24 protein-coding genes are annotated in these 24951 nt (G+C 65.6%); 12 read left to right on the top strand and 12 right to left on the bottom strand.

What is annotated here, in order from left to right:
* Window position 1: 1 nt before the first annotated feature.
* From DES45_RS07215 to DES45_RS07205, 3 genes are all read right to left on the bottom strand, one after another.
* A complete protein-coding gene (locus DES45_RS07215) occupies window positions 2–2938 on the bottom strand; it encodes a TAT-variant-translocated molybdopterin oxidoreductase (protein ID WP_114769289.1) in 2937 nt (978 codons plus the stop codon).
* 5 nt (window positions 2939–2943) lie between these two features.
* The gene (locus DES45_RS07210) at window positions 2944–3594 is read right to left on the bottom strand and encodes a cytochrome c3 family protein (protein ID WP_114769288.1); all 651 of its coding nucleotides are present in this window, start codon (window positions 3592–3594) and stop codon (window positions 2944–2946) included.
* Window positions 3595–3689: 95 nt separating this feature from the next.
* Entirely contained in the window at window positions 3690–6002 is a 2313-nt protein-coding gene (locus tag DES45_RS07205) for an FdhF/YdeP family oxidoreductase (RefSeq protein WP_114769287.1), read from the bottom strand.
* A 210-nt stretch (window positions 6003–6212) separates the two neighbouring features.
* Between DES45_RS07205 and DES45_RS07200 the strand changes: the two genes are divergently transcribed.
* A complete protein-coding gene (locus tag DES45_RS07200; protein ID WP_114769470.1) occupies window positions 6213–6623 on the top strand; it encodes a DUF1236 domain-containing protein in 411 nt (136 codons plus the stop codon).
* A 51-nt stretch (window positions 6624–6674) separates the two neighbouring features.
* Here the strand turns inward: DES45_RS07200 and DES45_RS07195 are convergent, their stop codons facing one another.
* Window positions 6675–7577, bottom strand: a complete 903-nt coding sequence (locus DES45_RS07195; RefSeq protein WP_114769286.1) for a YihY/virulence factor BrkB family protein — start codon at window positions 7575–7577, stop codon at window positions 6675–6677.
* Window positions 7578–7779: 202 nt separating this feature from the next.
* On the opposite strand from DES45_RS07195, the gene DES45_RS07190 reads away from it, so the two are divergent.
* The gene (locus DES45_RS07190) at window positions 7780–8190 is read left to right on the top strand and encodes a hypothetical protein (RefSeq protein WP_114769285.1); all 411 of its coding nucleotides are present in this window, start codon (window positions 7780–7782) and stop codon (window positions 8188–8190) included.
* 20 nt (window positions 8191–8210) lie between these two features.
* Here the strand turns inward: DES45_RS07190 and DES45_RS07185 are convergent, their stop codons facing one another.
* The 3 genes from DES45_RS07185 to denD are packed head-to-tail and all read right to left on the bottom strand — an operon-like array spanning window position 8211 to window position 10754.
* Entirely contained in the window at window positions 8211–8969 is a 759-nt protein-coding gene (locus DES45_RS07185; RefSeq protein ID WP_114769284.1) for an SDR family oxidoreductase, read from the bottom strand.
* 28 nt (window positions 8970–8997) lie between these two features.
* Complete coding sequence (locus tag DES45_RS07180; protein WP_114769283.1) at window positions 8998–9747, bottom strand: SDR family NAD(P)-dependent oxidoreductase; 750 nt, start codon at window positions 9745–9747, stop codon at window positions 8998–9000.
* Between the two features lie 26 nt (window positions 9748–9773).
* Window positions 9774–10754, bottom strand: a complete 981-nt coding sequence (gene denD / locus DES45_RS07175; protein WP_114769282.1) for a D-erythronate dehydrogenase — start codon at window positions 10752–10754, stop codon at window positions 9774–9776.
* A gap of 412 nt (window positions 10755–11166) precedes the next feature.
* On the opposite strand from denD, the gene DES45_RS07165 reads away from it, so the two are divergent.
* The 6 genes from DES45_RS07165 to DES45_RS07140 all read left to right on the top strand — a co-directional run bounded on the left by DES45_RS07165 (window position 11167) and on the right by DES45_RS07140 (window position 16745).
* Window positions 11167–12219 carry an ABC transporter ATP-binding protein gene (locus DES45_RS07165; protein WP_114769280.1) on the top strand — a complete coding sequence of 351 codons (1053 nt, stop codon included), beginning with the start codon at window positions 11167–11169 and terminating at the stop codon, window positions 12217–12219.
* Window positions 12220–12292: 73 nt separating this feature from the next.
* Entirely contained in the window at window positions 12293–13612 is a 1320-nt protein-coding gene (locus DES45_RS07160) for an ABC transporter substrate-binding protein (RefSeq protein ID WP_114769279.1), read from the top strand.
* Between the two features lie 154 nt (window positions 13613–13766).
* Complete coding sequence (locus DES45_RS07155) at window positions 13767–14618, top strand: carbohydrate ABC transporter permease (protein ID WP_425374271.1); 852 nt, start codon at window positions 13767–13769, stop codon at window positions 14616–14618.
* Window positions 14618–15517: a carbohydrate ABC transporter permease gene (locus tag DES45_RS07150; RefSeq protein ID WP_114769277.1), complete on the top strand. Its 900-nt coding sequence runs from the start codon at window positions 14618–14620 to the stop codon at window positions 15515–15517. Before DES45_RS07155 ends, DES45_RS07150 begins: the two co-directional genes overlap by 1 nt.
* Before the next feature lie 125 nt (window positions 15518–15642).
* Window positions 15643–16320, top strand: coding sequence for a hypothetical protein (locus DES45_RS07145; RefSeq protein WP_114769276.1), 678 nt, complete (start codon window positions 15643–15645; stop codon window positions 16318–16320).
* Window positions 16321–16448: 128 nt separating this feature from the next.
* A complete protein-coding gene (locus tag DES45_RS07140; RefSeq protein WP_114769275.1) occupies window positions 16449–16745 on the top strand; it encodes an HU family DNA-binding protein in 297 nt (98 codons plus the stop codon).
* Window positions 16746–16835: 90 nt separating this feature from the next.
* Here DES45_RS07140 and DES45_RS07135 read toward each other — a convergent pair whose 3' ends face one another.
* Window positions 16836–17852 carry an LLM class flavin-dependent oxidoreductase gene (locus tag DES45_RS07135; protein ID WP_114769274.1) on the bottom strand — a complete coding sequence of 339 codons (1017 nt, stop codon included), beginning with the start codon at window positions 17850–17852 and terminating at the stop codon, window positions 16836–16838.
* Window positions 17853–17985: 133 nt separating this feature from the next.
* On the opposite strand from DES45_RS07135, the gene DES45_RS07130 reads away from it, so the two are divergent.
* From DES45_RS07130 to DES45_RS25060, 3 genes are all read left to right on the top strand, one after another.
* Window positions 17986–18939 carry an aldo/keto reductase gene (locus DES45_RS07130; protein WP_114769273.1) on the top strand — a complete coding sequence of 318 codons (954 nt, stop codon included), beginning with the start codon at window positions 17986–17988 and terminating at the stop codon, window positions 18937–18939.
* A 123-nt stretch (window positions 18940–19062) separates the two neighbouring features.
* Window positions 19063–20157, top strand: a complete 1095-nt coding sequence (locus tag DES45_RS07125) for an alkene reductase (RefSeq protein ID WP_114769272.1) — start codon at window positions 19063–19065, stop codon at window positions 20155–20157.
* 157 nt (window positions 20158–20314) lie between these two features.
* Window positions 20315–20644 (top strand): hypothetical protein, encoded by a 330-nt coding sequence (locus DES45_RS25060; protein WP_170151418.1) that lies wholly within the window; start codon window positions 20315–20317, stop codon window positions 20642–20644.
* 46 nt (window positions 20645–20690) lie between these two features.
* Here DES45_RS25060 and DES45_RS07115 read toward each other — a convergent pair whose 3' ends face one another.
* The gene (locus DES45_RS07115) at window positions 20691–21224 is read right to left on the bottom strand and encodes a dihydrofolate reductase family protein (protein WP_245571569.1); all 534 of its coding nucleotides are present in this window, start codon (window positions 21222–21224) and stop codon (window positions 20691–20693) included.
* Window positions 21225–21285: 61 nt separating this feature from the next.
* On the bottom strand, window positions 21286–21447 hold the full coding sequence (locus DES45_RS25055) for a hypothetical protein (protein ID WP_170151394.1): 162 nt from the start codon (window positions 21445–21447) through the stop codon (window positions 21286–21288).
* Between the two features lie 94 nt (window positions 21448–21541).
* Between DES45_RS25055 and xth the strand changes: the two genes are divergently transcribed.
* Window positions 21542–22327, top strand: a complete 786-nt coding sequence (xth, locus tag DES45_RS07110) for an exodeoxyribonuclease III (RefSeq protein WP_114769269.1) — start codon at window positions 21542–21544, stop codon at window positions 22325–22327.
* Window positions 22328–22351: 24 nt separating this feature from the next.
* Here xth and DES45_RS07105 read toward each other — a convergent pair whose 3' ends face one another.
* Complete coding sequence (locus DES45_RS07105; RefSeq protein WP_114769268.1) at window positions 22352–23215, bottom strand: tetratricopeptide repeat protein; 864 nt, start codon at window positions 23213–23215, stop codon at window positions 22352–22354.
* Window positions 23202–24932, bottom strand: coding sequence for a dihydroxy-acid dehydratase (gene ilvD / locus DES45_RS07100; RefSeq protein ID WP_114769267.1), 1731 nt, complete (start codon window positions 24930–24932; stop codon window positions 23202–23204). The genes DES45_RS07105 and ilvD overlap by 14 nt, the downstream gene beginning before the upstream one ends.
* Window positions 24933–24951: the final 19 nt, after the last annotated feature.

Below are 24951 nucleotides of genomic sequence, written 5' to 3'. Positions count from 1 at the left end.
GCTATTCCTTCTCCCTGGCGTCCGCCGCCTCGCGGCTTACGGCGGGCTCAACACGGGACAGATAGGTCGTTCGCGGCTGCGTGTTCAGCGGGCCGAGGAGAGCATAGTTGCGCGGGCTGCTCTTGAGGCGGCTGACGGCGCTCCCGGGATCGTTCACGTCCCCGAAGACGATTGCCTGGGTGGGGCAGGCCTGCTGGCAGGCCGTCGCCACCTCGCCGTCTCGCAGACGCCGGTCATCGATGCGCGCATCGGCTCGGGCCGCACCGATGCGATGAACGCAGTAGGTGCATTTTTCCATGACGCCGCGGCTGCGCACGGTTACCTGCGGGTTGAAGACATCGGCCGCGGCTGAGAAATCGGTGCCCTGGTACTCCAGGAAATTGAAGCGCCGCACCTTGTAAGGGCAGTTGTTCGAGCATGTCCGCGTCCCGATGCAGCGATTGTAGACCATGTCGTTCAGCCCCTCCGACGAATGAACCGTCGCATTGACCGGGCACACCACCTCGCAGGGCGCCTTCTCGCAATGCATGCAGGGCACGGGCTGGAAATATGTCTTCGGCGCGGCCGGATCGCCCGCATAGTAGCGGTCGACACGCAGCCAATGCATCTCGCGCCCGCGCGCCACCTCCTCGGGACCCACCACCGCGATGTTGTTCTCCGCCTGACAGGCGATAACGCAGGCGTTGCAGCCGATGCAGGCATCGAGATCGATGGCCATGCCCCAGGCGTGGTCCTGATAGGGCCATTCCGGATAGAAGGAGGGTGTTTCCCGATCTGGCGTCACCTCCGCCTGATCGGGAGACGAGATGCGCACGATGTCTTCGCCGTTGAGGGCATGATGATGCTGGGTGCTGATGAGCGCTATACGCTCTCCTGCCGCCCTGATGATCCCCTGAGTGGCCCACCGCTGGCCCGCCTTGCGCAGGGCATAGGCGTTGAAGCCGATATCGCTGCCGATCCTGCCCGCATGCGGGCGACCGTAGCCCAGGGTCAGGGTCAGGGCCTCCTTCGCGTGCCCCGGAAGCACCCAGACCGGGACGCGTAACGTACGCCCTGAAACGGCGACATCGATCACGTCCCCAGTCGCGAGCCCGAACAGCTCCGCCGTTTCGGGAGCCATGAGAGCGGCATTGCCCCAGACCTGCTTCGTCAACGGCTTCGGAAGCTCCTGAAGCCAGCCGTTGTTGGCATACCGGCCATCCCAGACGGACGGATCCGGGGCGAAGACGATGTCGATGCCGGCGGACGGCGCCGGGGCGGCCATCGCCACGGCCCAATCGGCCCGCGGGGCAACGTCGACCGGCTGAAACGTCGAGTTTTCGACGACGCCGTCCTCCAGCACGCGTCGCCATCGTTCCTCGAAAGCCCCGCCCCAGGTCTCGCGCCAAGTCGCCTTGACGAGATCCTGCCCTTCCACCGTCTGGCCGATCATCAGTCCGAGGAATTCCTCGACGCCGAGGCCCGGACTGAGCGGCATGACGGCCGGCTGTCGGATGCCGGCGGTTCCATCGAAAGCCCGCAGGTCTCCCCAGGATTCCAGGGGGTGCTTTTCCGGAACATGCCAGTGGCAGGCCATCGCCGTCTCGTCGCGGTGGTACCCCAGATGCACCGAAAGGGGCACCCGCCGCACAAGGGCGGCAAAATCGAGATCGGCCGGTGCCGCATAGACCGGATTGCTGCCGAGCACGAGCAGGCGGGACACCCGTCCCGCGGCCATGGCTTCGCCGAGCGCCCCGATATCCTCCATCTCGCCCGTGGCGGGACGGACAGGCTCGATGGCGCGGATCGTCGTTCCGAAGGCGCCGAGGTGCGCATTGATCGCGAGCGCGAGAGCATGAACCTGCGGCGGCTGCTCCCGCCCTGCCACAACCAGGCCATGAGAGCCAGCGCGGCGCAGATCGTCGGCGAGGCGGGAGGCCGCGGGATGAGGGTCCGAGGACGGACTGCCGCCAATCTCCAGCGCCGATGCCAAAGCACGCACGAATGGCTCGATGTCCCGCGGGCGCAGGGCCAGCCGCTCGTCCGCTCGCGCGCCGACGAGGCTCGGACAGGTCTCGATCGTGACGAGACGTGGGAGCGGCCGGTCCTGTGCACGACGCCGGGTCTGGTAATCCGCCGCATAACGGACATGGCCGGGTTCCTGGGCGAAGAGATCGCCCCCCAGCGTGACGATCACGTCCGCCTGAGCGAGGTCGTAGACCAGGTCGAGGGGCCGTCCGAACACGGCAGCGGTCGCGGCACGGCGGTTGTCCTCGTCGACCGGCGAATAAAGGTGCCAGCGCGCGTTCGGGAAGAGTTGAGCCGCAAGCGCCGTAAGCCGGTTGATGGTCGGGGAACTCGTCGGCGGCATCAGGATGTGCAGCCCCCTGCCCTCGTTGACCACGAGCTCGTTGCGCACAGGGCGGATGAAGCGGGTCAGCTCCTCCCAAGTTCGGGCCACGCCGTTCTGGACCGGAGCCCTCGACCGATCCGGATCATAGAGCGACAGGACCTCGGCCTGGGCAAAGACGTCTGTGGCGCCGAGGCTCGCCGGGTGGAGGGGATTTCCCTCGATCTTGATCGGACGCCCCTCCTGCGCCTTCACCAGAACGCCGCGACCGTAACCGTTGAGATCGAGCGAGGTCGCGATGGCCAACGGAACGCCGGGCGTGTAGCCCGGCATGTTGCGGCTCTGCGACAGCAGCGGGGCGCCGGCGGACGAACCGCCGCTGTCGCAGGCTGCGAGCCCGCCGAAGGCGAGCGATGCGGACATGAGCCTGAGCAGGGTGCGTCGGTCGATGGTCCCCGCCTGGACGATATCCGGGAATTCAGCCTCCACGTAGCGGAGCACCTCCGGCACGTTCGCCAGTTCCTCAAGGCTGCGCCAAAGGCGTGGCCCGTGCTCCTCGGCGAGTCTTGCCCTCAATGCATCGAGATCGACCGGAATCCGTTCGTTCATTCCGCTCACCGATGGCACGTGTTGCAGCTGGTGAGGCGTTGCCGGGCCTCGCTGTAGAAGGCGCGGACATCATCCGGCAGGGATTCGCGGTGCGGCTCGTACCCCATGGTGAAGACCTCTTCGCGCGGACGGAGATGGGGCGCGGGATCGCGGTGGCATTCGAGACACCAGCCCATGGACATCGTCTGCGTCTTCACGGTCCGGGTCATCTGGTCCACGCGTCCGTGACAGGTTTCGCAGGCGACGCCCCTGGTCACGTGAGCCGCGTGATTGAAATAGGCGAAGTCCGGAAGCCGATGGACGGAGGCCCAGGATATCGGCTGGCCGAGGACAAGACTCGAGCGGACCGGTTCGAGGATGCTGGCTCCGGTCCAGACCTGGGAGTGGCAGGACATGCAGGTCTGGGCGGACGGCATGCCGGCATCGGCAGCCCGCTCCACATTCGTGTGGCAGTAGCGGCAATCGATACCGAGCGATCCCGTGTGCAGGTCGTGCCGGAACGGGACCGGCTGGGGGGCCGGCTTGCCTACATTCCAGACCGCATCCGAGCGCGCCCATACATATCCGAGCAGCACCGCTCCTGCGGAAGCGAGCAGCGAAAGGACGATCAGGACCCGGAAGGCGTTGCTCGCCGTCTGTGTGAAGAGCTGCGCCATGGTTCCGTGCCGCGCACCCTCGAGTTGTCAGGCCGCAGGGCCGGAAGAAGCTTCGCTTTAAGCACAATGGGCTCGGCGAAGCTTCGTTCCCTCGCTCACTCCGCAGCTTCGGGAATCTGCGTGCCTCCCCGGGCGATCCTGATCGGGATCGATTTAGCGGCCGGAACCTTGCTTCGCTCCGCGTGATGCCAGAGCGGGATCAGCGGGTTGCATTCGGGATAGTAGGAGGCGCAGCACCCTTCGGGGATGTTGTAAGGGGTGACGCGCATCTCCGTCACCTCCCGCAGGATCCCGTCGTCGACCGCCGTCCTGAGCGAGACCATCTCGCCTTCCTCCAGGCCGAGGCGGACCATGTCGTTGCGGTTGATCAGGATCACCCGTCGGGTGCCTTTGATGCCCCGGAAGCGGTCGTGATAGCCGTAGACGGTCGTGTTGAACTGGTCGTTCGACCGAACCGTGATCAGCGTCAGAACGTCATGTTCGGCATCGGCGATGCCGAGCGTCTCCTCCAGGCTCTTCGGCACGATGAAGTTCGCCTTGCCGGTCTTCGTCTTCCACTTGCGTTCGCGTGCGCCGATGGGGCGGGCAAAGCCGCCCGGTTGCCACATGCGCGCATTGAAGTCGCGGAAATCCTCAGGATAGGTCTGCTCGATGGCGTCGCGGATCCGCGCGTAGTGGGCAACCCATTCGTCCCACGGAACGTCCGCCGTCTGACCCAGCGTCGCCTTGGCGAGTTCCGCCACGATCCGGGGCTCGGAGAGCAGGTCGGGACTGGCCGGGTTCGCAAAGCCTTTGGACCCGTGGATGCAGGTGGTCGAATCCTCGATCGAAAGGGCCTGGGGACCGGTTTCCTGCTCGTCGATCTCGATGCGTCCGAGGCACGGGAGAACGTAGGAGATCTCCCCGTGCACAAGATGGTTACGGTTGAGCTTGGTGGCGATCTGGACCGTCAGGCGCAGGCGCGACCAGGCATGCTCCATCGCCTGCGTCTCGGGAACGGCCCGCACGAAGTTCCCGCCGAGCCCGAGGAATGCCTTAACGTCGCCTTTGATGATGGACTCGCAGGCTTCGACGGTGTTCAGGCCCTTTTTGCGCGGGGGTTCGAAGTTGTATTGCTCCTTCAGCCGGTCGAGGGGCACCAGCTCGGGCTTCTCGGAGATGCCGACCGTGCGCTGTCCCTGAACGTTGGAATGGCCGCGCACGGGGCAGATGCCTGCTCCCGGCTTGCCGATATTGCCCCGCAGGAGCAGCAGATTGGCCACCATCTGCACGTTCTCGACGCCGGTCCGATGCTGCGTGAGACCCATGCCGTAAACGGCAATGACGGCGTTCGCGCGCGCATACTCGGCCGCGGCGGCCTCCAGCGCCTCGCGGGGAAGCCCGGCCTCCCGCTCCAGATCGGCCCAGGAATAGCGGCGGGCCGCCTGCGCGAAATCCTCGAAGCCATTTGTATGCTCGGCAATGAAGGCATGGTCCAGGACGGGAGCCTTTCCGTCGGTCCGCGCACGGTCGTCCGCCTCGATCAGAGCCTTGGCCATGCCCATGATCGCGGCGACATCGCCGCCGGCCCTGACCTGATGATATTGGGAGGAGATCCGCGTTTCGGACCCGGTGAGCATCTCGGTCGGAGCCTGCGGGTTCGTGAATCGCTCCAGGCCCCGCTCCCGCAGCGGATTGAAGGTGATGATCGGGACGCCGCGCTTTGCCGCCTCCTGAAGTGGATGGAGCATGCGGGGGCTGTTCGTACCGACGTTCTGGCCGAAGAAGAAGATGCAGTCGGTCGTGTCGAAATCGTCGAGGAGCACGGTGCCCACCGGGTCGCCGATGCTCTCCGGCAGGGCCACGGAGGTGCTCTCGTGGCACATGTTGGAGGAGTCCGGCAGGTTGTTTGTCCCGTAAAGACGGGCGAACAGGGCCCACATGTAGGACGTTTCGAGGGATGCGCGGCCGGAGCAGTAGAAGACCACCTCGTCCGGCTCGAAGCCTTTCAGCTCCTGCCCGATCTCGCGGAATGCCTCCTCCCAGGAGACCGGCACGTAGGTATCCGACGCCCTGTCCCAGCGCATCGGATGGGTCAGCCGGCCCGCCTCCTCGAGCTGATGATCGGTCCAGGTGCGCAGCTCCGCGATTCTATGCTGAGCGAAGAACTCCGGTGTGACGCGCTTGGTCGTCAGCTCCCAGGCGGTGGCCTTGGCGCCGTTCTCGCAATACTCGAAGGGATGGGGCTCGGCGGGCTTGGCCCAGGCGCAGCTTACGCAGGCATAGCCGTCCGGCTTGTTCTGCTTGAGAAGAAGAGCGTTGCCGCTGATCAGACGCCCTTCCCGGGTCAGGATGCTCTCGACCGAACGCACCGATCCCCAGCCGCCGGCAGGACCCTTGAAGGGCTCGATTTTCGGCTTCTCGTCCATGAATGCTGATCTCCCCGCTCCGACGCCTGGATGCGACAGGCAGCCGCTTAACCATTGTTAATGTCGGGATGGCCTAGCCGTTCCTTTCGGATGATCCCGACCAGCGGGCAGAACAGCTTCACGATCCGGGAAGTCGGGATCCGAGACCCCGCGAGGGAACCGCTCAAGCTTATCGGCGTTCGCAACGTGCAACACGGAAAGGAATCCGCCATGCGCACTCGTGTCCTGAACTCCGCCGCCCTCCTGACCCTTCTCGCCATCCCTCTTGCAGCCTGCCAGTCGAGCGGTGCGGCAACCGGTGCTGCAGGCGGCGCCGTGGCGGGCGCCGTGGTTGGCGGTCCGGTCGGCGCAGCCGTCGGCGGCATTGCCGGCGCGGCGGCCGGCGGCATTCTGACGGCGGACGAATCCACCCGCGTGAGGACCTACGTGGCGGCCCAGCGGCGGCCGTCCGTCCAGGTCGCAGAGGAAGTGGTCGTCGGACAGCCGCTTCCGCCGCGCGTCCGCGTCTATCCGGTGCCCCGCAACGTGGGCCTGCAGAGTTCCTACAACTACACGATCGTCAATGACCGCACGGTGCTGGTCGATCCGCGGACCCGCGAGATCGTCGAGATCGTCGAGTGATTGCGGCCGACATTCCTTCGATCAGGCGGCTCTCCGGAGCCGCCTTTTTCGTTATTGCGCCACACCTGACCTATCGGCCTCCAGAGCTTTTGCTTTTTCGGCGGCCCTTCGGGCGGCGCGACTGCCGCGATGCTCCGAGTAGACCTTCGTAAACTCCGCCCCGAAGAGAAGGATCAGCGAGGAATAATAGATCCACAAAAGGATCGTGATGAGGGACGCAGCCGCGCCGTAAGTCGAGGTCACACCGCTTCGCCCGAGATAGTAGCCGATCAGGAACTTGCCCAGGGTGAAGAGAAGGCTGGTGACCAGCGCGCCGGTCCAGACATCCCGCCACTTCAGTTCGACGGCCGGCAGCATCTTGAAGATCATGGAAAACAGCAGGAACGCGATGCCGAAGGCCACGAGGCTGTTGAGGAACTGCAGGATGAAGGTCGCGCCCGAGAACTTCGCCTCGAGATAGGCGCCGAGGGCGGAGAGCCCGGCGTCGATGATAAGAGAGACAAGGAGCAGAAAACCGATCCCGAGCACCAGCGCGAGACTGAGCAGCCGCGTGCGGACGAAGAACCAGACGCCATAGGACGACGGCGGCGTCGCCTTCCAGATGATGTTGAGGTCGTCCTGCAGCTCGACGATGGCGCCGGTCGCAAGAAGCAGGAACGTAACCACGCCGATCGTCATCCCGACGATACCCGATCCGACATTGCTTGCGCTGACGATCATCGCCTCGAGGGCGGACGCCGATTGCTCGCCGATGAGGTATCCGAATTCTCCAACGATGCGTCCTCGGGCGGCGTCGACGCCGAAGACGAGGCCCGCCACCGCAATCGCCGCGAGGAGGATCGGAGCCAGGGAGAAGACGGTAAAGAACGCGATAGACGCTCCCAGGCTCATGGCGCGGTCGTTCCACCATCCCACGAAGGCCGCCTTGAGCAATCGCCATATTTCGGAAGGCATGCGTCACCCGGATCTGCCGACACTCGGCGCTTGCAGCTGCCGATCCTGTGCTCAACCGAATGGCCACGCTTCTGGTTCCGATGCCGCGGGAACGATGTATCGCATCAGCAATGGGGCGAATGCCACGACAAGAACTTAAAGCAGTCACACTCCTCACCTTATGTGCGCTCCGGCATGGAGCCATGCAGAAGGAGAATTGCGCTTGCTCGATGGAAACTCGTTTCTGACCTATGGGCTGGAATTTGCTCCGGCGATCGTCACGGTCCTGGCGGCGGCCCTCGGTGCCTGGATTGTCTGGCGCCTTGTCCGGAGTGCCCTGGGCCTGTTTTTCCGGAAGGCCGAGGAGCGGCCTGAGCCGGCCGCCTATTCGATCATCCATGAGCGACGGGAGCCGATGCTCGGCCCGGTCGTGGAGCCGTCACGGCCGTCCTCTGCGACGATTCCCGACGCGGCCGACGTCCTGGCCCTCAAGGCCAGCATCGACGCCCTGACCCGTCAGATCGCCTCCCTCGAGAACCGGCTCCTGCCGGCGCTTGAGACCCTCGGCAGCCCTGACCTAGCGGCCCCGGCGAAACGCGATTCCGTCGCGCCGAAGACCCCCCTCGCCTCCTGACATGAGGTGCCGGCCTCGGCTCAGCCGCGCCCCACGAACGGCATCTTGGTCGCCATCACGGTCATGGTGAGAACATTGGCCGCGAGCGGCAGGTTCGCCATGTAGACCACCGCATCCGCGACATGCTTCGGGTCGATCGTGGGCTCCGCGGCGACCGATCCGTTGGCCTGCAGCACGCCGGTCGCGATCTTGGTCGTCATGTCGGTCGCGGCGTTCCCGATGTCGATCTGCCCGCAGGCGATGTCGTAGGGACGCCCATCGAGCGCCGTCGACTTGGTCAAGCCGAGAATGGCGTGCTTCGTGGCGGTATAGGGTGCGGACAGCGGGCGCGGCGCATAGGCCGAGACCGATCCGTTGTTGATGATCCGGCCGCCGCGCGGGCTCTGGTCCTTCATGATGCGGAAGGCCTCCTGGGTGCAGAGGAACGCACCCGTGAGGTTGGTATCGACGACGCTTCGCCACTGCTCGATCGAGAGATCCTCGAGCGGAATGGCAGGCGCCCCGATCCCGGCGTTGTTGACCAGGAGGTCGAGCCTTCCGAAGTCCTCTTTGGCCTTTGCGAACAGGGCAGCGACAGAGGCGGGATCGGTGATGTCCGTCGGCACCGAGAGAACTGTCGTCCCCGGCGCCCTGACCTCGCGCTCCGCCGCTTCCAGCACGTCCCGGCGCCGTCCGGCCATCAGGACCGTAAACCCGGCCTCCAGAAGTCCGCGGGTGATCGCCTTGCCGACCCCGGTCCCTGCCCCCGTGACGATGGCGATCTTCGCGTTTTCGGCCATTCGTTTCCCCTCTTTGCCATCAGTTCGTTCAGTACGTCGCCCGCCCGCCGGACACGTCGAAGACTCCTCCCGTGGTGAAGGAGCATTCCTCGCTCGCGAGCCAGGTGATCAGCGCCGTCACCTCCTCCACGGTGCCGAACCGGCCCATGGGAATCTTCGACAGCATGAAGTCGATGTGCGTCTGGCTCATCTGGTCGAAGATCGGGGTGCGGACCGCGGCGGGCGTGACGCAGTTCACCGTGATGTTGTTTTTGGCGAGTTCCTTGCCCAGGGACTTGGTGAGGCCGATGACCGCCGCCTTGGAGGCGCTGTAGGCCGAAGCGTTCGGGTTGCCTTCCTTGCCGGCGACCGAGGCCACGTTGACGATCCGGCCATAGCCGCCTGCCAGCATGACCGGAACCACCGCCCTGTTGCAGTAGAACAGGCCGTTGAGATTGACGTCGATCACTTGGCGCCAGGCATCGACGGGGTATTCCCAAACGGTCGTGTTCGGGCCCGTGATGCCGGCGCTTGCGACCAGGATGTCGATGCCGCCGAGCGCCGTCCGGGTCTCCTCGCAGGCCGCCTGAACCGCATCCGGATCGGTGATATCCACCCGGATCGTCACGGCTCCCGGGCCGATCTTCTCCCGGGCGGCCGACAATGCCTCGTCGTTCATGTCCCAGATGGCGACCCTGGCGCCTTCCCCGGCAAGGCGGGCGCTGACGCCCATTCCGATGCCGGAGGCGCCACCGGTCACGATGGCGCGCTTGCCCTCGAACCGCTTCTCGTTGGCCATGGTAGGCTCTCCCCGATGATCCGCGCTCAGGAGGCGAAGGTGCCGCCGAGCTCGTCGTCGATATGGATGCGGATGATCTCGTCGAAGCTCTCCTCCGCCCGGAAGCCGAGTTCCCTTGCCCGGCGCGCATCGAAGCGCTGCGGCCAGCCCTCGACGATCCGCATGATCGTTTCGTCAGGCTCGCGGCGGATGCGGGCGACGACCCGGTCGCCCGCGATGCGCCGCAGGGCGTCGATCTGCTCCGCCACGGTCACGGAGACACCCGGCATGGTGAGGTTGCGCCGCGGCCCGAGACGCGCCCCTTCGATGGTGGCGGCGTGGATCAGGAAGCCGACGGCGGACTTGGGCGAGGCATGCGTGTGCCGGACATCCTCGGGAACCGGAAGGATCGCCTCCTGCCCGTTGAGGGGCTCCCGGATGATGCCGGAAAAGAATCCCGAAGCGGCCTTGTTGGGCTTGCCCGGACGCACGCAGATGGTCGGCAGCCTGATTCCCACCCCATCGAGGAAGCCGCGCCTCGTGTAGTCGGACAGGAGCAGTTCACCGATGGCCTTCTGCGTGCCGTAGCTCGTCAGCGGCGTCAGGAAGAACTCATCGCCGATGGCGTCCGGAAAGGGCGCGCCGAAGACCGCGATGGACGACGTGAAGACGAGGCGCGGGCAATAGCCGTCGATGACGCGGACCGCATCGAAGAGCAGCCTCGTTCCGTCAAGGTTGATGCGCATGCCCTTGTCGAAATCGGCTTCGGCCTCGCCCGACACGATGGCAGCGAGATGAAAGATGACGTCGGGCCGGCTCGCGACGAGCTTTTCCGCATCGCCGGGAGCGGAGAAGTCGGAGGTCACCTGGGTTGCTGCGAAGGGAGCATTCTGCGGGACCGGCGGCTCGACGACGTCGTGCAGGATCGCGCGGGTGATCTGCCGCCCGCCGAGATTCCCCTCCGCCGCGAGGCGTTCGACGAGCTTGCGGCCGACCATGCCGGCCGCCCCGAGAACGAGAACTTCCATCAATGAGCTTCCTTTGCGTCGCGCTTACTGTGAAGGTCGGCTTCAATCTTTGCAATGCCATGATCAGAATTCGGCCGCCGCCGCGCAAGATCTGTGACGCGGACCTGCTCTTCCTGGAGCGGATACCTTCCGTTCGCGAAATCTTGATTCCGCTCCATTGGGAGGCCTCTTCGAAAAAGCATGACACTGGTGCTTGATCTCGGCCGAATACTGCTGGAATAATGCACGCAAGCAACGCTGCAAGCCTGCATCAGACGGGCACGTATAAAAGCGGGGGCTGGGAGGAAGTGCATGCTTCAAGGCCGTAGGCCGGCATTGACGCGCCGGTTGTCTGCTGCCCGCGTCCTGGGACGGACATCATGTCCCGTCCGACGCCATTCCTGTCAGGGCATGGAAGCGCAAAGGGGGCCACATGGCCTCCGTTGAAATCCGTGACGTCAGAAAGGCCTACGGGGCCACGCAAGTCATCCACGGTGTCTCGGTCGACATCCAGGACGGGGAGTTCGTCATCCTGGTCGGCCCCTCGGGCTGCGGGAAGTCGACCCTGCTGCGGATGGTCGCCGGGCTCGAGAACATCACCGGCGGCGAGATCCGGATCGGCCCGCGGGTGGTGAACAACCTTCCGCCCAAGGAACGCGACATCGCCATGGTGTTCCAGAACTATGCGCTTTACCCGCATATGACGGTCGCCGACAACATGGCGTTCTCCCTCAAGCTGAAGAACGCGCCGAAATCCGAGATCGCCACCAAGGTCGACCGCGCGGCCGAGATCCTCGGATTGACCAAGCTTCTCGACCGCTACCCGCGCCAGCTTTCGGGTGGTCAGCGCCAGCGCGTCGCCATGGGCCGCGCCATCGTGCGCGACCCGCAGGTCTTCCTCTTCGACGAGCCGCTCTCCAACCTCGACGCCAAGCTGCGCGTGCAGATGCGTACGGAGATCAAGGCCCTGCATCAGCGGCTGAAGACTACCACGGTCTACGTCACCCACGACCAGATCGAGGCCATGACCATGGCCGACAAGATCGTGGTCATGCATGACGGGATCGTCGAGCAGATGGGCGCGCCGCTGGAGCTCTACGACCGTCCAGCCAACCTCTTCGTGGCCGGCTTCATCGGCTCCCCGGCCATGAACGTTCTCGAAGGACGCATCGAATCGTCCGGCTTCTCCGTCGGCGATCTGATGCTTCCGATCGGAAGCGCTCCGGCGGCTGCGATCGGGCGTCCAGCCTATTACGGCATCCGGCCCGAGCACTTCCGTCTGACGGGCGACGGCATTCCGGTCGAGGTGATCGTCACCGAGCCGACCGGATCGGAGACGCTTGTCGTCGCAAGAGCCGGCGGCCGCGAGATCAGCTGCGTGTTCCGCGAGCGGATCGCCGCCAAGCCCGGCGAGACGATCCGTGTCGCGCCCGATCCGGCGCTCGTCCACCTCTTCGACAAGGAAACGGGGCGGCGCATCAACTGACTTCAGCGCGCGACCCTGCCGGGAAGGTTGCGTAGCCGTTCAAAAAACATCCCGGGCTGCGGAGGAATCGACGATGACGTTGTCTAGACGCGATCTGCTTCTCGGGACCGCCGGCCTTGCGGCGGGCGCGGCGGGAGCCCAGTTGCTGGGATCCGGGCCGGCCTTTGCGCAGGCTGCCGCGCCGGCCTACAAGCCTGAACAGGGAGCCTCCCTGCGCGTGCTGCGCTGGACGCCCTTCGTGAAGGGCGACGAGGATTCGTGGCTCGCCAATACAAAGAAATTCTCCGACGAGACCGGCGTCCAGGTGCGCGTCGACAAGGAGAGCTGGGAGGACATCCGCCCGAAGGCGGCCGTGGCCGCCAATGTCGGCTCGGGCCCGGACATCATGCTGGTCTGGTTCGACGATCCCTTCCAGTACCCCGACAAGCTGATGGACGTCACCGACATCGCCACGAACTTCGCCAGCAAGTACGGCGGCTATTATCCGGGCCTCGAAGGCTATGCGAAGCGGGACAACAAGTTCATCGCGCTCCCGCTGGCGGCCATCGGCAACGGCATTCTCTACCGCGAGAGCATGCTCCAGCAGGCCGGCTGGTCGAAGTTCCCGGAAAAGACGGACGAATTCCTGGAGATGTGCAAAGCCCTCAAGGCCAAGAGCAAGCCGGCCGGCTTCGCCCTCGGCAAGGCGGTGGGCGACGGCAACAACTTCGCCCACTGGATCGTCTGGAGCCACGGCGGCAAGATGGTGGACGAGAGCGGCAAGGTCGCCATCAACTCGCCCGAGACCATCAAGGCGCTGCAATACGCCCGCGAACTCTACCAGACCTTCATTCCCGGCACGGAGAGCTGGCTCGACATCAACAACAACCGGGTGTTCCTGTCGGGCGACATCTCCGTCACGGCGAACGGCGTCTCCCTCTACTACTCGGCCAAGAACGACCCCAAGATGGCCGACATGGCGAAGGACATCCGCTCGACCACCCTGCCGGTCGGACCTGTCGGACAAGCGGTTGAACTGCACCAGACGACCTCGGCGGTCATCTTCCAGTACACCAAGTACCCGAACGCGGCCCGGGCCTACCTGCAATACATGCTCGACAAGCCGCAGATGGACGCCTGGATCACGGCGTCGAGCGCCTATTGCTGCCCGCCCCTGAAGGGCATGATCGACAATCCGGTGTGGACATCGGACCCGGTGCACGAGCCCTACAAGCGCGCCTCGTCGACCCTGCGTACGAACGGTTATGCCGGACCGCTCGGCTACGCCTCCGCCGCCACGATGGCAGACTACGTGATGGTCGACATGGTGGCGGAAGCCGCCACCGGGCAACGCACGCCGGAGGAAGCCGCCAAGCGCGCCGAACAGCGGGCGAACCGCTACTACCGCGTCTGACGACGAATGGGGCGGCGCACGTGCCGCCGCCCTTCCTTATTTTGGTACAGCGGAGTTGCCGATGGCCAATGCTGCCCTCACCCACGCAGACGCGCCAGCGGCGCGGTCGCGGGAGCCTCTGCTCCAGAGCAAGGGTTTTCTCGGCCTGCTCTTCATGCTGCCCGGAGCAGCATTCCTGCTGATCTTCCTGACCTATCCGCTCGGTCTCGGCGTCTGGCTCGGCTTCACGGATACGAGGATCGGCCGCGCCGGCGTCTTCGTCGGCCTGGAGAACTACCAGCTCCTGTGGGAGGACAGCCTCTTCTGGCTCTCCGTGTTCAACACCATCCTGTACACGGTGGTGGCTTCGGTCCTGAAGTTCGGGCTTGGCCTCTGGCTCGCGCTTCTTCTCAACGAGCACATTCCGTTCAAAGCCTTCGTCCGGGCGGTCGTGCTCCTGCCCTGGGTCGTTCCGACGGTTCTTTCCGCCATCGCGTTCTGGTGGATCTACGATTCCCAGTTTTCGATCATCTCCTGGGCGCTCATCAATCTCGGCCTCATCGAGACCCCGATCAATTTCCTGGGCGACACCACGAATGCCCGTATCACGGTGATCCTCACCAATGTCTGGCGCGGCATCCCGTTCGTGGCGATCACCCTGCTGGCCGGCCTTCAGACGATCTCGCCCTCCCTGCACGAGGCCGCGACCCTGGACGGCGCCACCTCCTGGCAGCGCTTCCGCTACATCACGCTGCCGATGCTGTCCCCTCTCATCGCCGTGGTGATGACCTTCTCGGTGCTGTTCACCTTCACCGACTTCCAGCTCATCTACGTGCTGACCCGCGGCGGACCGCTCAACGCCACCCACCTCATGGCGACATTGAGCTTCCAGCGCGCCATTCCCGGCGGCCAGCTCGGCGAGGGCGCGGCGATCGCCGTCGCCATGGTGCCGTTCCTGCTCGCCGCGATCCTGTTCAGCTATTTCGGTCTGCAGCGTCGCCGCTGGCAGCAGGGAGGAACGGACTGATGACCTCCACGGCACGCCCCGCCGATCAGACGATGGCCGACGAGAGCGTCGGCATGAGCTACCTCGACCGGTTGCCGAGGCGGCTGGTCACGATCTACCTGCCGCTCGCGATCTTCGTCTTCGTCCTCCTGTTCCCGTTCTACTGGATGACGATCACGGCCCTGAAGCCGAACAACGAGCTCACCAACTTTCGGGAGTTCAACCCGCTCTGGCCGGAACATCCGACCCTTCAGCACATCCGCTACCTGCTGTTCGAGACCTCCTATCCGGGATGGCTCGTCAACACGATGGTGGTGGCGGTGGGATCGACGGTCCTGTCGCTGGCGGCGTCGGTCCTCGGCGCCTACGCGATCGAGCGGATCCGCTTCAACGGCTCGCGCTGGATCGGCCTGCTGATCTTCCTCGCCTATCTGGTGCCGCCGTCGATCCTGTTCATCCCGCTCGCCGTGATGATCTTCAACTTCGGCATCTACGACACCAAGCTCGCTCTGATCTTCACCTATCCGACCTTTCTCATCCCGTTCTGCACCTGGCTGCTGATGGGCTATTTCCGGTCGATACCGTTCGAGCTGGAGGAATGCGCCCTGGTCGACGGAGCCTCCCGCTGGCAGATCCTCATGAAGATCATGCTGCCGCTCTCGGTGCCGGGGCTGATCTCCGCGGGCATCTTCGCCTTCACCCTGTCCTGGAACGAGTTCATCTACGCCCTGACCTTCATCCAATCCTCGGAGAACAAGACCGTGCCGGTCGGCGTGCTGACCGAACTCGTGCGCGGCGACGTCTACGAGTGGGGCGCTCTCATGGCCGGCGCGCTCCTGGGCTCGCTTCCCGTGGTGCTGCTCTACTCGTTCTTCGTCGACTACTACGTGTCATCGATGACGGGCGCCGTGAAGGAGTAGCCGGCACCCCGAAAGGATTGTTCACGCAGTTGTCACTCTGTCGGTGACCCGCGCGTGCTAGCTTTTTGCGTTGCGAATACCCGGCTCCTAAACCGGAGCGCGGATGCGTGAAACGGGAGGATCTCATGAACTGGATCGGCAAGGGCTCTCTGCTCGCAGCGACCGGACTGCTCTCTCTTTTGCCTGCGGCGGGCGCCCAGGCGCAGGACGCCAACGCGGCCGACATGACCTTCTTCGTGACGAGCGTCGGCTCGGGCAAAGGCGCGGATCTCGGCGGGCTCGAAGGTGCGGACCGGCACTGCCAGACGCTGGCCCAGGCCGCGGGTGCCGGGAACAGGACTTGGCGGGCTTACCTGTCCACACAGGCGGCGGGAGGGGCCCAGGCGGTCAACGCAAAGGACCGAATCGGGCGGGGGCCGTGGCAGAACGCGAAGGGCGTCGTCATCGCCAAGGATGTGGCGGAGCTGCACGGCACCAACAATCTCACCAAGCAGACCGCCCTGACCGAGAAGGGCGAAACGGTGAAGGGCCGGGGCGACTCGCCCAATCAGCACGACATCCTGACCGGCTCGCAGCCCGACGGCACCGCCTTCCCGGCCGGTGAGGACCGGACCTGCGGGAACTGGACGAGGAGCGGCGCGGAAGGCGCCGCCATGCTGGGCCATCATGACCGGACAGGTCTCGACGAGAGTCCGCCGGCGAAATCCTGGAACGCCTCGCATCTGTCCCGGGGCGGGTGCAGCCAGGATGCCCTCCGGAGCACCGGCGGCGCAGGGTTGCTCTACTGCTTCGCCGCAAACTAATTGGGGAAAGTCCGCGATTCTCGCGGGTTTTTACCCTGCGTCAGCCCCCTGCCCGGTCGCCTGGACACTTGACCACGCTATAAAATCCTTCATGAGCTACGGTTTCCTACCTAACCATGAGGGGTGTCATGAACAAGAATGATCTGATCGAGTTCATTGCCGAAGAGCACGAGCTCACCAAGACCTTTGCCCGCGACGTGGTCGAGAACGTCTTCCAGGCGATCGCCGAGTCGGTCCAGAAGGGCGAGGAAGTCGCGATCTTCGGCTTCGGCAAGTTCAAGATGGTCGAGCGCGGCGCCCGCAAGGGTCGCAACCCGCAGACCGGCGAGGCCATCAAGATCGCCGCGTCGAAGAACGTGAAGTTCGAAGCTGCGAAGACCCTGAAGGACTCGCTCAACACCAAGCGCCGCGCGCGCAAGAAGTAAGGCGGCCGGCCCGGCTGCTCCGGCAGCGGGCGAGGCGCGCATCCGTCGCGCGCAGCGGCGATCATGGCCGGGCTCGTCCCGGCCATATCTTTAGGTGCGGTTCGGCGCCGTGAAGCCGATCCTGGCGACCAGATCATACGATCTCTTGCGCGCCGCATGGTCGTGCATGGCCGAGGTCACCATCAGCTCGTCGGCTTTCGTCTCGTCGATCAAGGGCTGCAGCTTCTGCCGGACCGTGTCCGGTGACCCGACGAACAGGCGCTCGCGATTGCGCCGGATCATCTCGCGCTCGGACGGCGTGTAGGGGTAGGCCAGCGCCTCCTCCGGGCTCGGGATCGGCCCGAACTCGCCGCGCATCCGCCGCACGAAGTTCAGATCCGCGCTCGATGCCAGCCGCTCCGCCTCGTCGTCCGTCTCAGCGCAGATGATGGCGACGGTGAGGATCGCGTGCGGCTCCGCGCGCCACTGGGACGGCTGGAACCCATTCCGGTAGCTCAGCATGGAATCGGCCGCATCGTGCGTGGCGAAGTGGTGAGCGAAGCCGAAGCCGAGGCCGAGCCTGGCGGAGAGATGGGCGCTGTAATCACTGGAGCCCAGAAGCCAGATGGGCGGCAGCGGCACGCCGGATGGCATGATCTCGATGCGACGGAAGGGATGTTCGGGCGGAAACGACTTGGTCTCGAGCAGCATCAGTTCCTGTAGGCGTTCCAGGAAATCGTCGCGACCCCGCTCCTCCTGCATCCGCCTCAGCGCGTAGGAGGTCACCGGATCCGTGCCGGGCGCACGGCCGAGGCCCAGATCGATGCGATCGGGATAGAGGGCCTCCAGCAGCTTGAAGCGCTCCGCCACCATGAGCGGCGCGTGGTTCGGCAGCATGACGCCGCCGGAGCCGACTCGGATGCGCTCTGTGACGGCCGCGATCTGCCCGATCATGATGTCCGGAGCGCCGCTGGCGACGGAGGGCAGGTTGTGATGCTCGGCCACCCAGAACCGGGTGAATCCGAGCCTGTCCGTGTGGCTCGCGAGATCGAGGGTATTCCTCAAGGCCTGGGCGGGCGTGGAGCCGGACGTGACGAAGGACAGGTCGAGGACGGAAAGTGAAATCATGCGTGAAATCCGAAGGCTGGCTTGAAGGGCCGTCGCGCGATCCAGATAATATAGGCCTGCATCCCGGCAGACCCAGCTCTGCCCTTGAGAATGACGACCCCTGACACAGTTCGGCAGCGAACAGGAGAATGAAATGGATAAGCGTCGCCTTGGTCGCTCGAGCATCATGGTCCCGCCGCTCTGCCTGGGCGGCAACGTTTTCGGCTGGACGGCCGACGAGGCGACGTCGCTGAAGCTTCTCGACGCCCTCGTCGAGGCCGGGCTCAACTTCATCGACACGGCGGACGTCTATTCCCGCTGGGTGCCGGGGCACAGCGGCGGCGAATCCGAGACCATCATCGGCAAATGGATGAAGGCGCGAGGCAACCGTGATCAGGTCATCATCGCCACCAAGGTCGGCTCGGAAATGGGGCCGAACCAGAAGGGCCTGTCGAAGGCCTATATCCGCTCGGCCGTGGAGGCTTCACTCAGGCGGCTCCAGACCGACCACATCGACCTGTACCAGTCGCACCGCGATGACGCCGATACGCCCCAGGCCGAGACGCTCGGCGTCTATGCCGATCTCATCAACGAGGGGAAGGTCAGGGCCATCGGCGCTTCGAACTTCACCGCCGCGCGCATGAAGGAAGCCCTCGACACCAGCGCCCGCATGGGCCTGCCCCGCTACGAGAGCCTGCAGCCCCTCTACAATCTCTACGACCGATCGGAGTTCGAGGGAGAGCTCGAGCAGCTCTGCCGCGACAACGAGATCGGCGTAATTCCGTATTACGGCCTTGCCAGCGGATTCCTCACCGGCAAGTACCGGTCGGAAGCCGATTTCGGGAAGAGCGCCCGCGGGCGCAACATGGGCAAATATCTCAACCCACGCGGCGAGAAGATCCTCGCGGCGCTCGATCAGGTGGCGTTGCACCACAATGCCACCCCGGCCCAGGTTGCCCTGGCGTGGTTGATCGCCCGCCCAAGCATCACCGCCCCGATAGCGAGTGCGACACGCCTGGAGCAGCTTCGCGATCTCGTCGCCGCGACCAGACTGCGCCTCGATCCGGCGGACATCGAGAAGCTCGACAAGGCAGGAGCCGAGGCCTGACACGACCCATAAGGCTCAGCCATGCGGGAATCGGATGGCTGACCTTCGTTGCAGTTGGGCAGACGGTCATTATCTCTTGCAGGCTTGTGCAATGCAAAATTCCACAGCCTCGAAGAGGATAATATGAGCGCCGACTCGTCCGCACTGTTCCAACCCTTCACCTTGGGCGACCTGACCCTGCCGAACCGGCTCGTGATGGCACCCCTCACCCGCAACCGCGCGACACCCGCGGGCGACCGGCCCGGTCCCGACGCAGCGGCGTACTACGCCCAGCGCGCCAGCGCCGGCCTGCTCATCTCGGAAGGCTCCCAGATCTCCCACCAAGGCCAGGGCTATCTCCGCACCCCCGGCATCTACACGCCGGAGCAGGTCGCCGGCTGGCGTAAGGTGACCGATGCCGTCCACAAGGCAGGCGGCCGCCTCTTCATCCAACTCTGGCACGTGGGCCGCGTCTCCCATACGTCGCTGCAGCCGGACGGCGGTGCTCCGGTCGGTCCCTCGGCGTTGACCGCCAACACCAAGACCTATCTGGCGGATGGCTTCGCCGATGTATCGGAGCCGCGGGCGCTGGAGCTCTCCGAGATTCCGGGCATCCTGCGCGACTACGAGAACGCGGCTCGCAACGCCAAGGAAGCCGGCTTCGACGGCGTGGAGATCCATGCAGCGAACGGCTATCTGCTCGATCAGTTCATGAAGGACGGCGCCAACAAGCGCACCGACGCCTATGGCGGCTCCATCGAGAACCGGGCCCGGCTGACGATCGAGGCCACCGAGGCAGTTCTGAAAGTATGGGACAAGGGCCGGGTCGGCATCCGCCTGTCGCCGGCACAGGTCAACGACGCCGCGGATTCCAACCCGCAGGCGCTCTTCAGCCATGTGATCGAGAAGCTCGACGGACTCGGTCTCAGCTACATCCACATGATCGAGGGCGCCACCCAGGGCGACCGGAACGCGGTGCCGGTGGACTATGCCGGTCTGCGGGGCGCCTTCCGCGGCGCCTACATCGCGAACAATGGCTATGATCGTGCCATGGCGGCAGAGGCGGTGGCCAGCGGCCGCGCGGATCTCGTCGCATTCGGCCGGCTGTTCATCGCGAACCCGGACCTTGTCGAGCGCTTCCGCCTCAATGCACCCCTGAACGAGCCGGATCGGGCAACGTTCTACGGCGGAGACTCGAAGGGCTACACGGACTATCCGGCCCTCGGCGAGGCTGCCTGATCAATCGGCACAGTCGACGCAGATCCCGCGTTTGATCCGGCGGTCGAGTTCTCGGCTCCGTCGGTCCAGCGCCTCCTCGCGAGGCGTGCGGCCGACGGACGAGGGGGCCGCCGTACCGCCGGCTCCGGCTCCCCCGCGGGGCGCTGCCGTCCCCTGATTGCCGGCCGCGCCTCTGGTCGTCGCGGCACCGCCGGTGCTGCGCTCGGACCCGGGGGCATCCGTCGGCTGTGTCGACGGGCGCGGAACGGATCCGGGCGAAGCCGGCTGGCTCGACGGCGGCAATGTCGACGTTCCGGTCGACGTGCCGCCCGAGGACGTGGTCCCGGCCGCGCCGCCTGATGTCGCTCCGCTGGAAGCCGCTCCGCCGCCTGCCCCGCCGGCCCCTCCACCACCAGAGGAGGAACCTCCCGAGGAGCCCCCGGAGGACTGGGCGAACGCGGCTCCCGCCAGCAGGACGGCCGCTGCGGCGACGGACATGGCTCGATAACGCATGATGCTTCCCCGGAAATCGCTCTCGCGAGACAACGCCAGAGCTAGGCGTCAGTTTCGCCCTTCGGGGTCCATACCGTCAGGCTGACGGGAACGGCTGGGTCGAGGATCCGGCGCTCACCCGGCTTCAGGCCACGTCCCGCCAGGATAGCCTCGGCGCCCAGACCCTGGTCGCATGCCGAGAACAGGGCGACACCGCCCGGGATCCGAACGCCTTCGGCACGGGCCAGATGAAAGGCGTCGTAGCCGATTCCGAGGAACAGGTCGAAAACCCGGCGCCCGCCCGGCACCGCGACCTCTCCGCCTCCGGGCAGCACCCGCGCCATCGCCTCCTGCCAGGACAGAGCCTGCGGGTTCCACCACCAGCCGTCGTCGCGCCGCTCCAGACCGGAGGAGGACGAGGACACGATCACGCGCAGCCGTCGCTTGGGATTAGGGTTCGATTCATGCCCCAGCCGCCCGAGCACCGACAGGGCCGACCTGTCGAGCCCCGCCTGGAAGTACGCCCAGTCGGCATCGTTGCGCAGGACGTCCGGCATCCGCCCCATCGCGTCGGCGATCCGATCATCGTCGGACACGATCGCGTATCCGTGTATCTCGACCCGTGCCACAGCAGAGCCCTCCCTTCGGCGCGCTTGTTCAGGATGCCGCTTTTGCCCGACCCGACGGGAACGACGCAATGGTTGCCCGCATCAGGATGAGCAGGACCACGGCGTTCAGAAGATGCCACAGGAAATGCGTGCCGGCCGGAACGACTGCGCAGATCTCGCTGTCGATGGGCGTGGACCAGGATGTCGGCATCGAGGGCAACCGTGGGGATGACGCTGCGTTGGAGCTTGCCAGAGTCTCGCGAACATCCGATGAAACAGGTCGGATATGGAACGGAAGCGAAGCGATGCGGATCGCCACCTGGAACGTGAACTCCATCAAGCAGAGGTTGGATCACCTCGTCACCTTCGTGAAGAGCGCGGATCCCGACATCCTCTGCCTACAGGAGCTGAAATGCGTCGACGAGGCGTTCCCGCGAGCCGAGGTGGAGGCTCTCGGCTACAAGGTCGAGACTCATGGGCAGAAGGCCTATAACGGCGTGGCGATCCTCTCGAAGAGCCCGCTTGAGGACGTCCGCCGCGGCCTTCCGGGCGACGAGACGGACGAGCAGGCGCGCTATCTGGAGGGGGTCGTCTCGACCTCCCAAGGCGTCGTGCGGGTAGCCTCGATCTACCTGCCGAACGGCAACCCCATCGCCACGCCGAAATTCGACTACAAGCTCGCCTGGATGGACCGCCTCAAGGCTCATGCGCGCGGGCTCCTCGCCCTTGAGGAGCCGCTCGTGCTCTGCGGCGACTACAACGTCATTCCGGAACCCGAAGACGCGGCCGATCCCGCGGCCTGGCGCAACGATGCGCTCTTTCAGCCCGAAAGCCGGGCGAAGTTCCGCGAGCTTCTGAACCTGGGCTTCGGCGATGCGGTGCGCTCCTGCAGCGACCAGCCGGGCCTCTATTCCTTCTGGGATTACCAGGCCGGCGCCTTCCAGAGGAACAACGGCATCCGCATCGATCACCTGCTGCTCTCGCCCCAGGCTCAGGACCGTCTCAGGACGTCCTCGATCCGCCGCGAGGTGCGCGGCTGGGACAAGCCGTCGGACCATGTCCCCGTGATGGTGGATCTGGACATCGAGTAGGTGGAGGCCGGCCCGCCGACAGGCCTATCGGCGGGACTGGATGTATTGCTCGAGAAGAGCCAGGGCGAGCTTGCGATCGCCCTCGCTCGCCGTCGCGAAGGCTTCGTCATAGAGCGCTTCGATCCACTGGTCCTTGACCGGATCGGCGCTGCCTTCCCGCGCGAGGGTCAGCCACATCAGCCCCTTCGCGCGCTGGCGCGGAACGCCCTGCCCGGTGATCAGCAGATGCCCGAGAAGCGCCTGAGAGGCGTGGTGCCCCTTCTCGGCCGCGAGGTTGAACCAGCGGGCGGCGCGGCGGGCATCCTTCGAAACGCCGGTGCCTTCGAGATAGAGCCGGGCCAGATTGTACTGCGCGTTCGGGTCGCTGAAATACGACGCCGCATAGTTGAACATCTCGACCGCACGAGAGGGATTGGCGGCCACGTAAGTGCCCTTGATCCCTTCCAGGAAATAGCCGCCGAGCGCCACGAAGGCGCTGGAGACCACCGCGGCGTTCGGGGAATCCGGGCTCTCGTCCGCGTTCTGGTCGGCGAGCTTCGAGAAATACTCGAACGCTTTCAGGTCGTCGTGGTCGACGCCGTCGCCATCGGCATACATCCGCCCAAGCTTCCAGAGGGCGAGCGTATGCCCCTGCCCTGCCGCATACTCGAGCGCCTGAGCGGCGCCGATCTTGTCGCCGGCATTGTAGTCGCGCATGCCATTCCGCAGCGCCTCACGAGCGGAATCGTACTTCACGCTTGGCCGAATGGCCGGGGCGAGCGCGGGCGTGACGGGGGCAAGCGTCGGCGAGATGGTCTGCGGACGCGGAGCGGCATCGAGCGCGTGCGATGCGCTCGTGCCGAGCAGGGTCACGCCCAGGGTGAATGCGATAAGGCTAGACGTCCGCATAGGTTTCTTTTTCTGCAGCTCCGCCGGGATGGGTGACGGCTCCATCCCGCGCAGGACCTACTGTTTGCGCATATTTCCAGAGATATCCCGAGGTCGCCGTGGTCTCGCGCGGAGTCCATGCCGCACGGCGGCTGGCCAGCTCCTCGTCCGAGAGCTCCACGTCGATGGTTCCTTTGATGGCGTCGAGGACGATGACGTCCCCGTCGCGGATCAGGCCGATCGGTCCGCCGACCGCCGCTTCCGGCCCCACATGGCCGATGCAGAAGCCGCGCGTCGCGCCTGAGAAACGGCCGTCGGTGATGAGAGCCACCTTGTCGCCCATGCCCTGCCCGTACAGAGCGGCCGTGGTCGAGAGCATCTCGCGCATGCCGGGGCCGCCGCGCGGTCCCTCGTAGCGGATGACGAGCACGTCGCCCTCGTTGTACTGGCGCTTGGACACGGCCTCGAAGCAAGCCTCCTCGCCGTCGAAGACCCGGGCGGGGCCGCGGAAGGTCTGCTTCTCGACCGGCATGCCGGCGACCTTCACGATCGCGCCTTCGGGAGCGAGGTTGCCCTTGAGCCCTACCACGCCGCCGGTCGGCGTGATCGGCTTGTCCGCGGGGCGGACGACGTCCTGATGGTCGTTCCACTGCACCGAGGCGAGGTTCTCGGCCATGGTGCGGCCGGTCACCGTCAGGCAGTCCCCGTGCATGAAGCCGTGGTCGAGCAAGGTCTTCATGAGGAGCGGGATGCCACCGACCTCGAACATGTCCTTCGCCACGTAGCGGCCGCCCGGCTTCAGGTCGGCGATGTAGGGGGTGCGCTTGAAGATCTCGGCCACGTCGAAGAGGTCGAATTTGATCCCGGCCTCATGGGCGATGGCCGGCAGGTGAAGCGCCGCATTGGTCGAGCCGCCGGACGCCGCCACCACCGTGGCTGCGTTCTCGAGCGCTTTGCGGGTCACGATATCGCGCGGCCGGATGTTCCGGGCGATCAGGTCCATGATCTGCTCGCCGGCCGCCGCACAGAACCGGTCGCGAATCTCGTAAGGAGCCGGAGCGCCGGCCGAATACGGGAGCGCGAGGCCGATGGCCTCGGACACGGTCGCCATCGTGTTGGCGGTGAACTGCGCCCCGCAGGCGCCTGCCGAGGGGCATGCGACCTGTTCGAGCTCGGTCAGGTCCTCGTCGGACATCTCGCCGACGGAGTGCTTGCCGACCGCCTCGAAGATGTCCTGGACCGTGACGGGCTTGCCCCGGAACGAGCCGGGCAGGATCGAGCCGCCATAGATGAAGATCGACGGCACGTTGAGGCGCACCATCGCCATCATCATGCCAGGCAGGGACTTGTCGCAGCCGGCCATGCCAACGAGCGCATCGTAGGAGTGCCCGCGCATGGTCAGCTCGACCGAGTCCGCGATCACCTCGCGGGACGGGAGGGACGACTTCATGCCCTGGTGCCCCATGGCGATGCCGTCGGTCACCGTGATGGTGCAGAACTCGCGCGGCGTGCCGTGGGCCGCCGCGACGCCCTTCTTCACCGCTTGCGCCTGGCGCATGAGCGAGATGTTGCAGGGGGCCGCCTCGTTCCAGCAGGTGGCGACGCCGACGAGCGGCTGCGCGATCTGCTCGCTGGTAAGGCCCATGGCGTAGAGATAGGACCGGTGCGGCGCGCGAGCCGGCCCCACCGTCACGTGACGGCTCGGGAGTCTCGACTTGTCGATCACGCGGGCATCCATGGACCTGCACTCTTCCCTA

This window comes from Microvirga subterranea (genome assembly GCF_003350535.1).
Taxonomy (GTDB): Bacteria; Pseudomonadota; Alphaproteobacteria; order Rhizobiales; family Beijerinckiaceae; genus Microvirga; species Microvirga subterranea.
The sequence above is the reverse complement of the archived record's forward strand: the minus strand, read 5'-3'. Positions and strand labels throughout refer to the sequence as shown.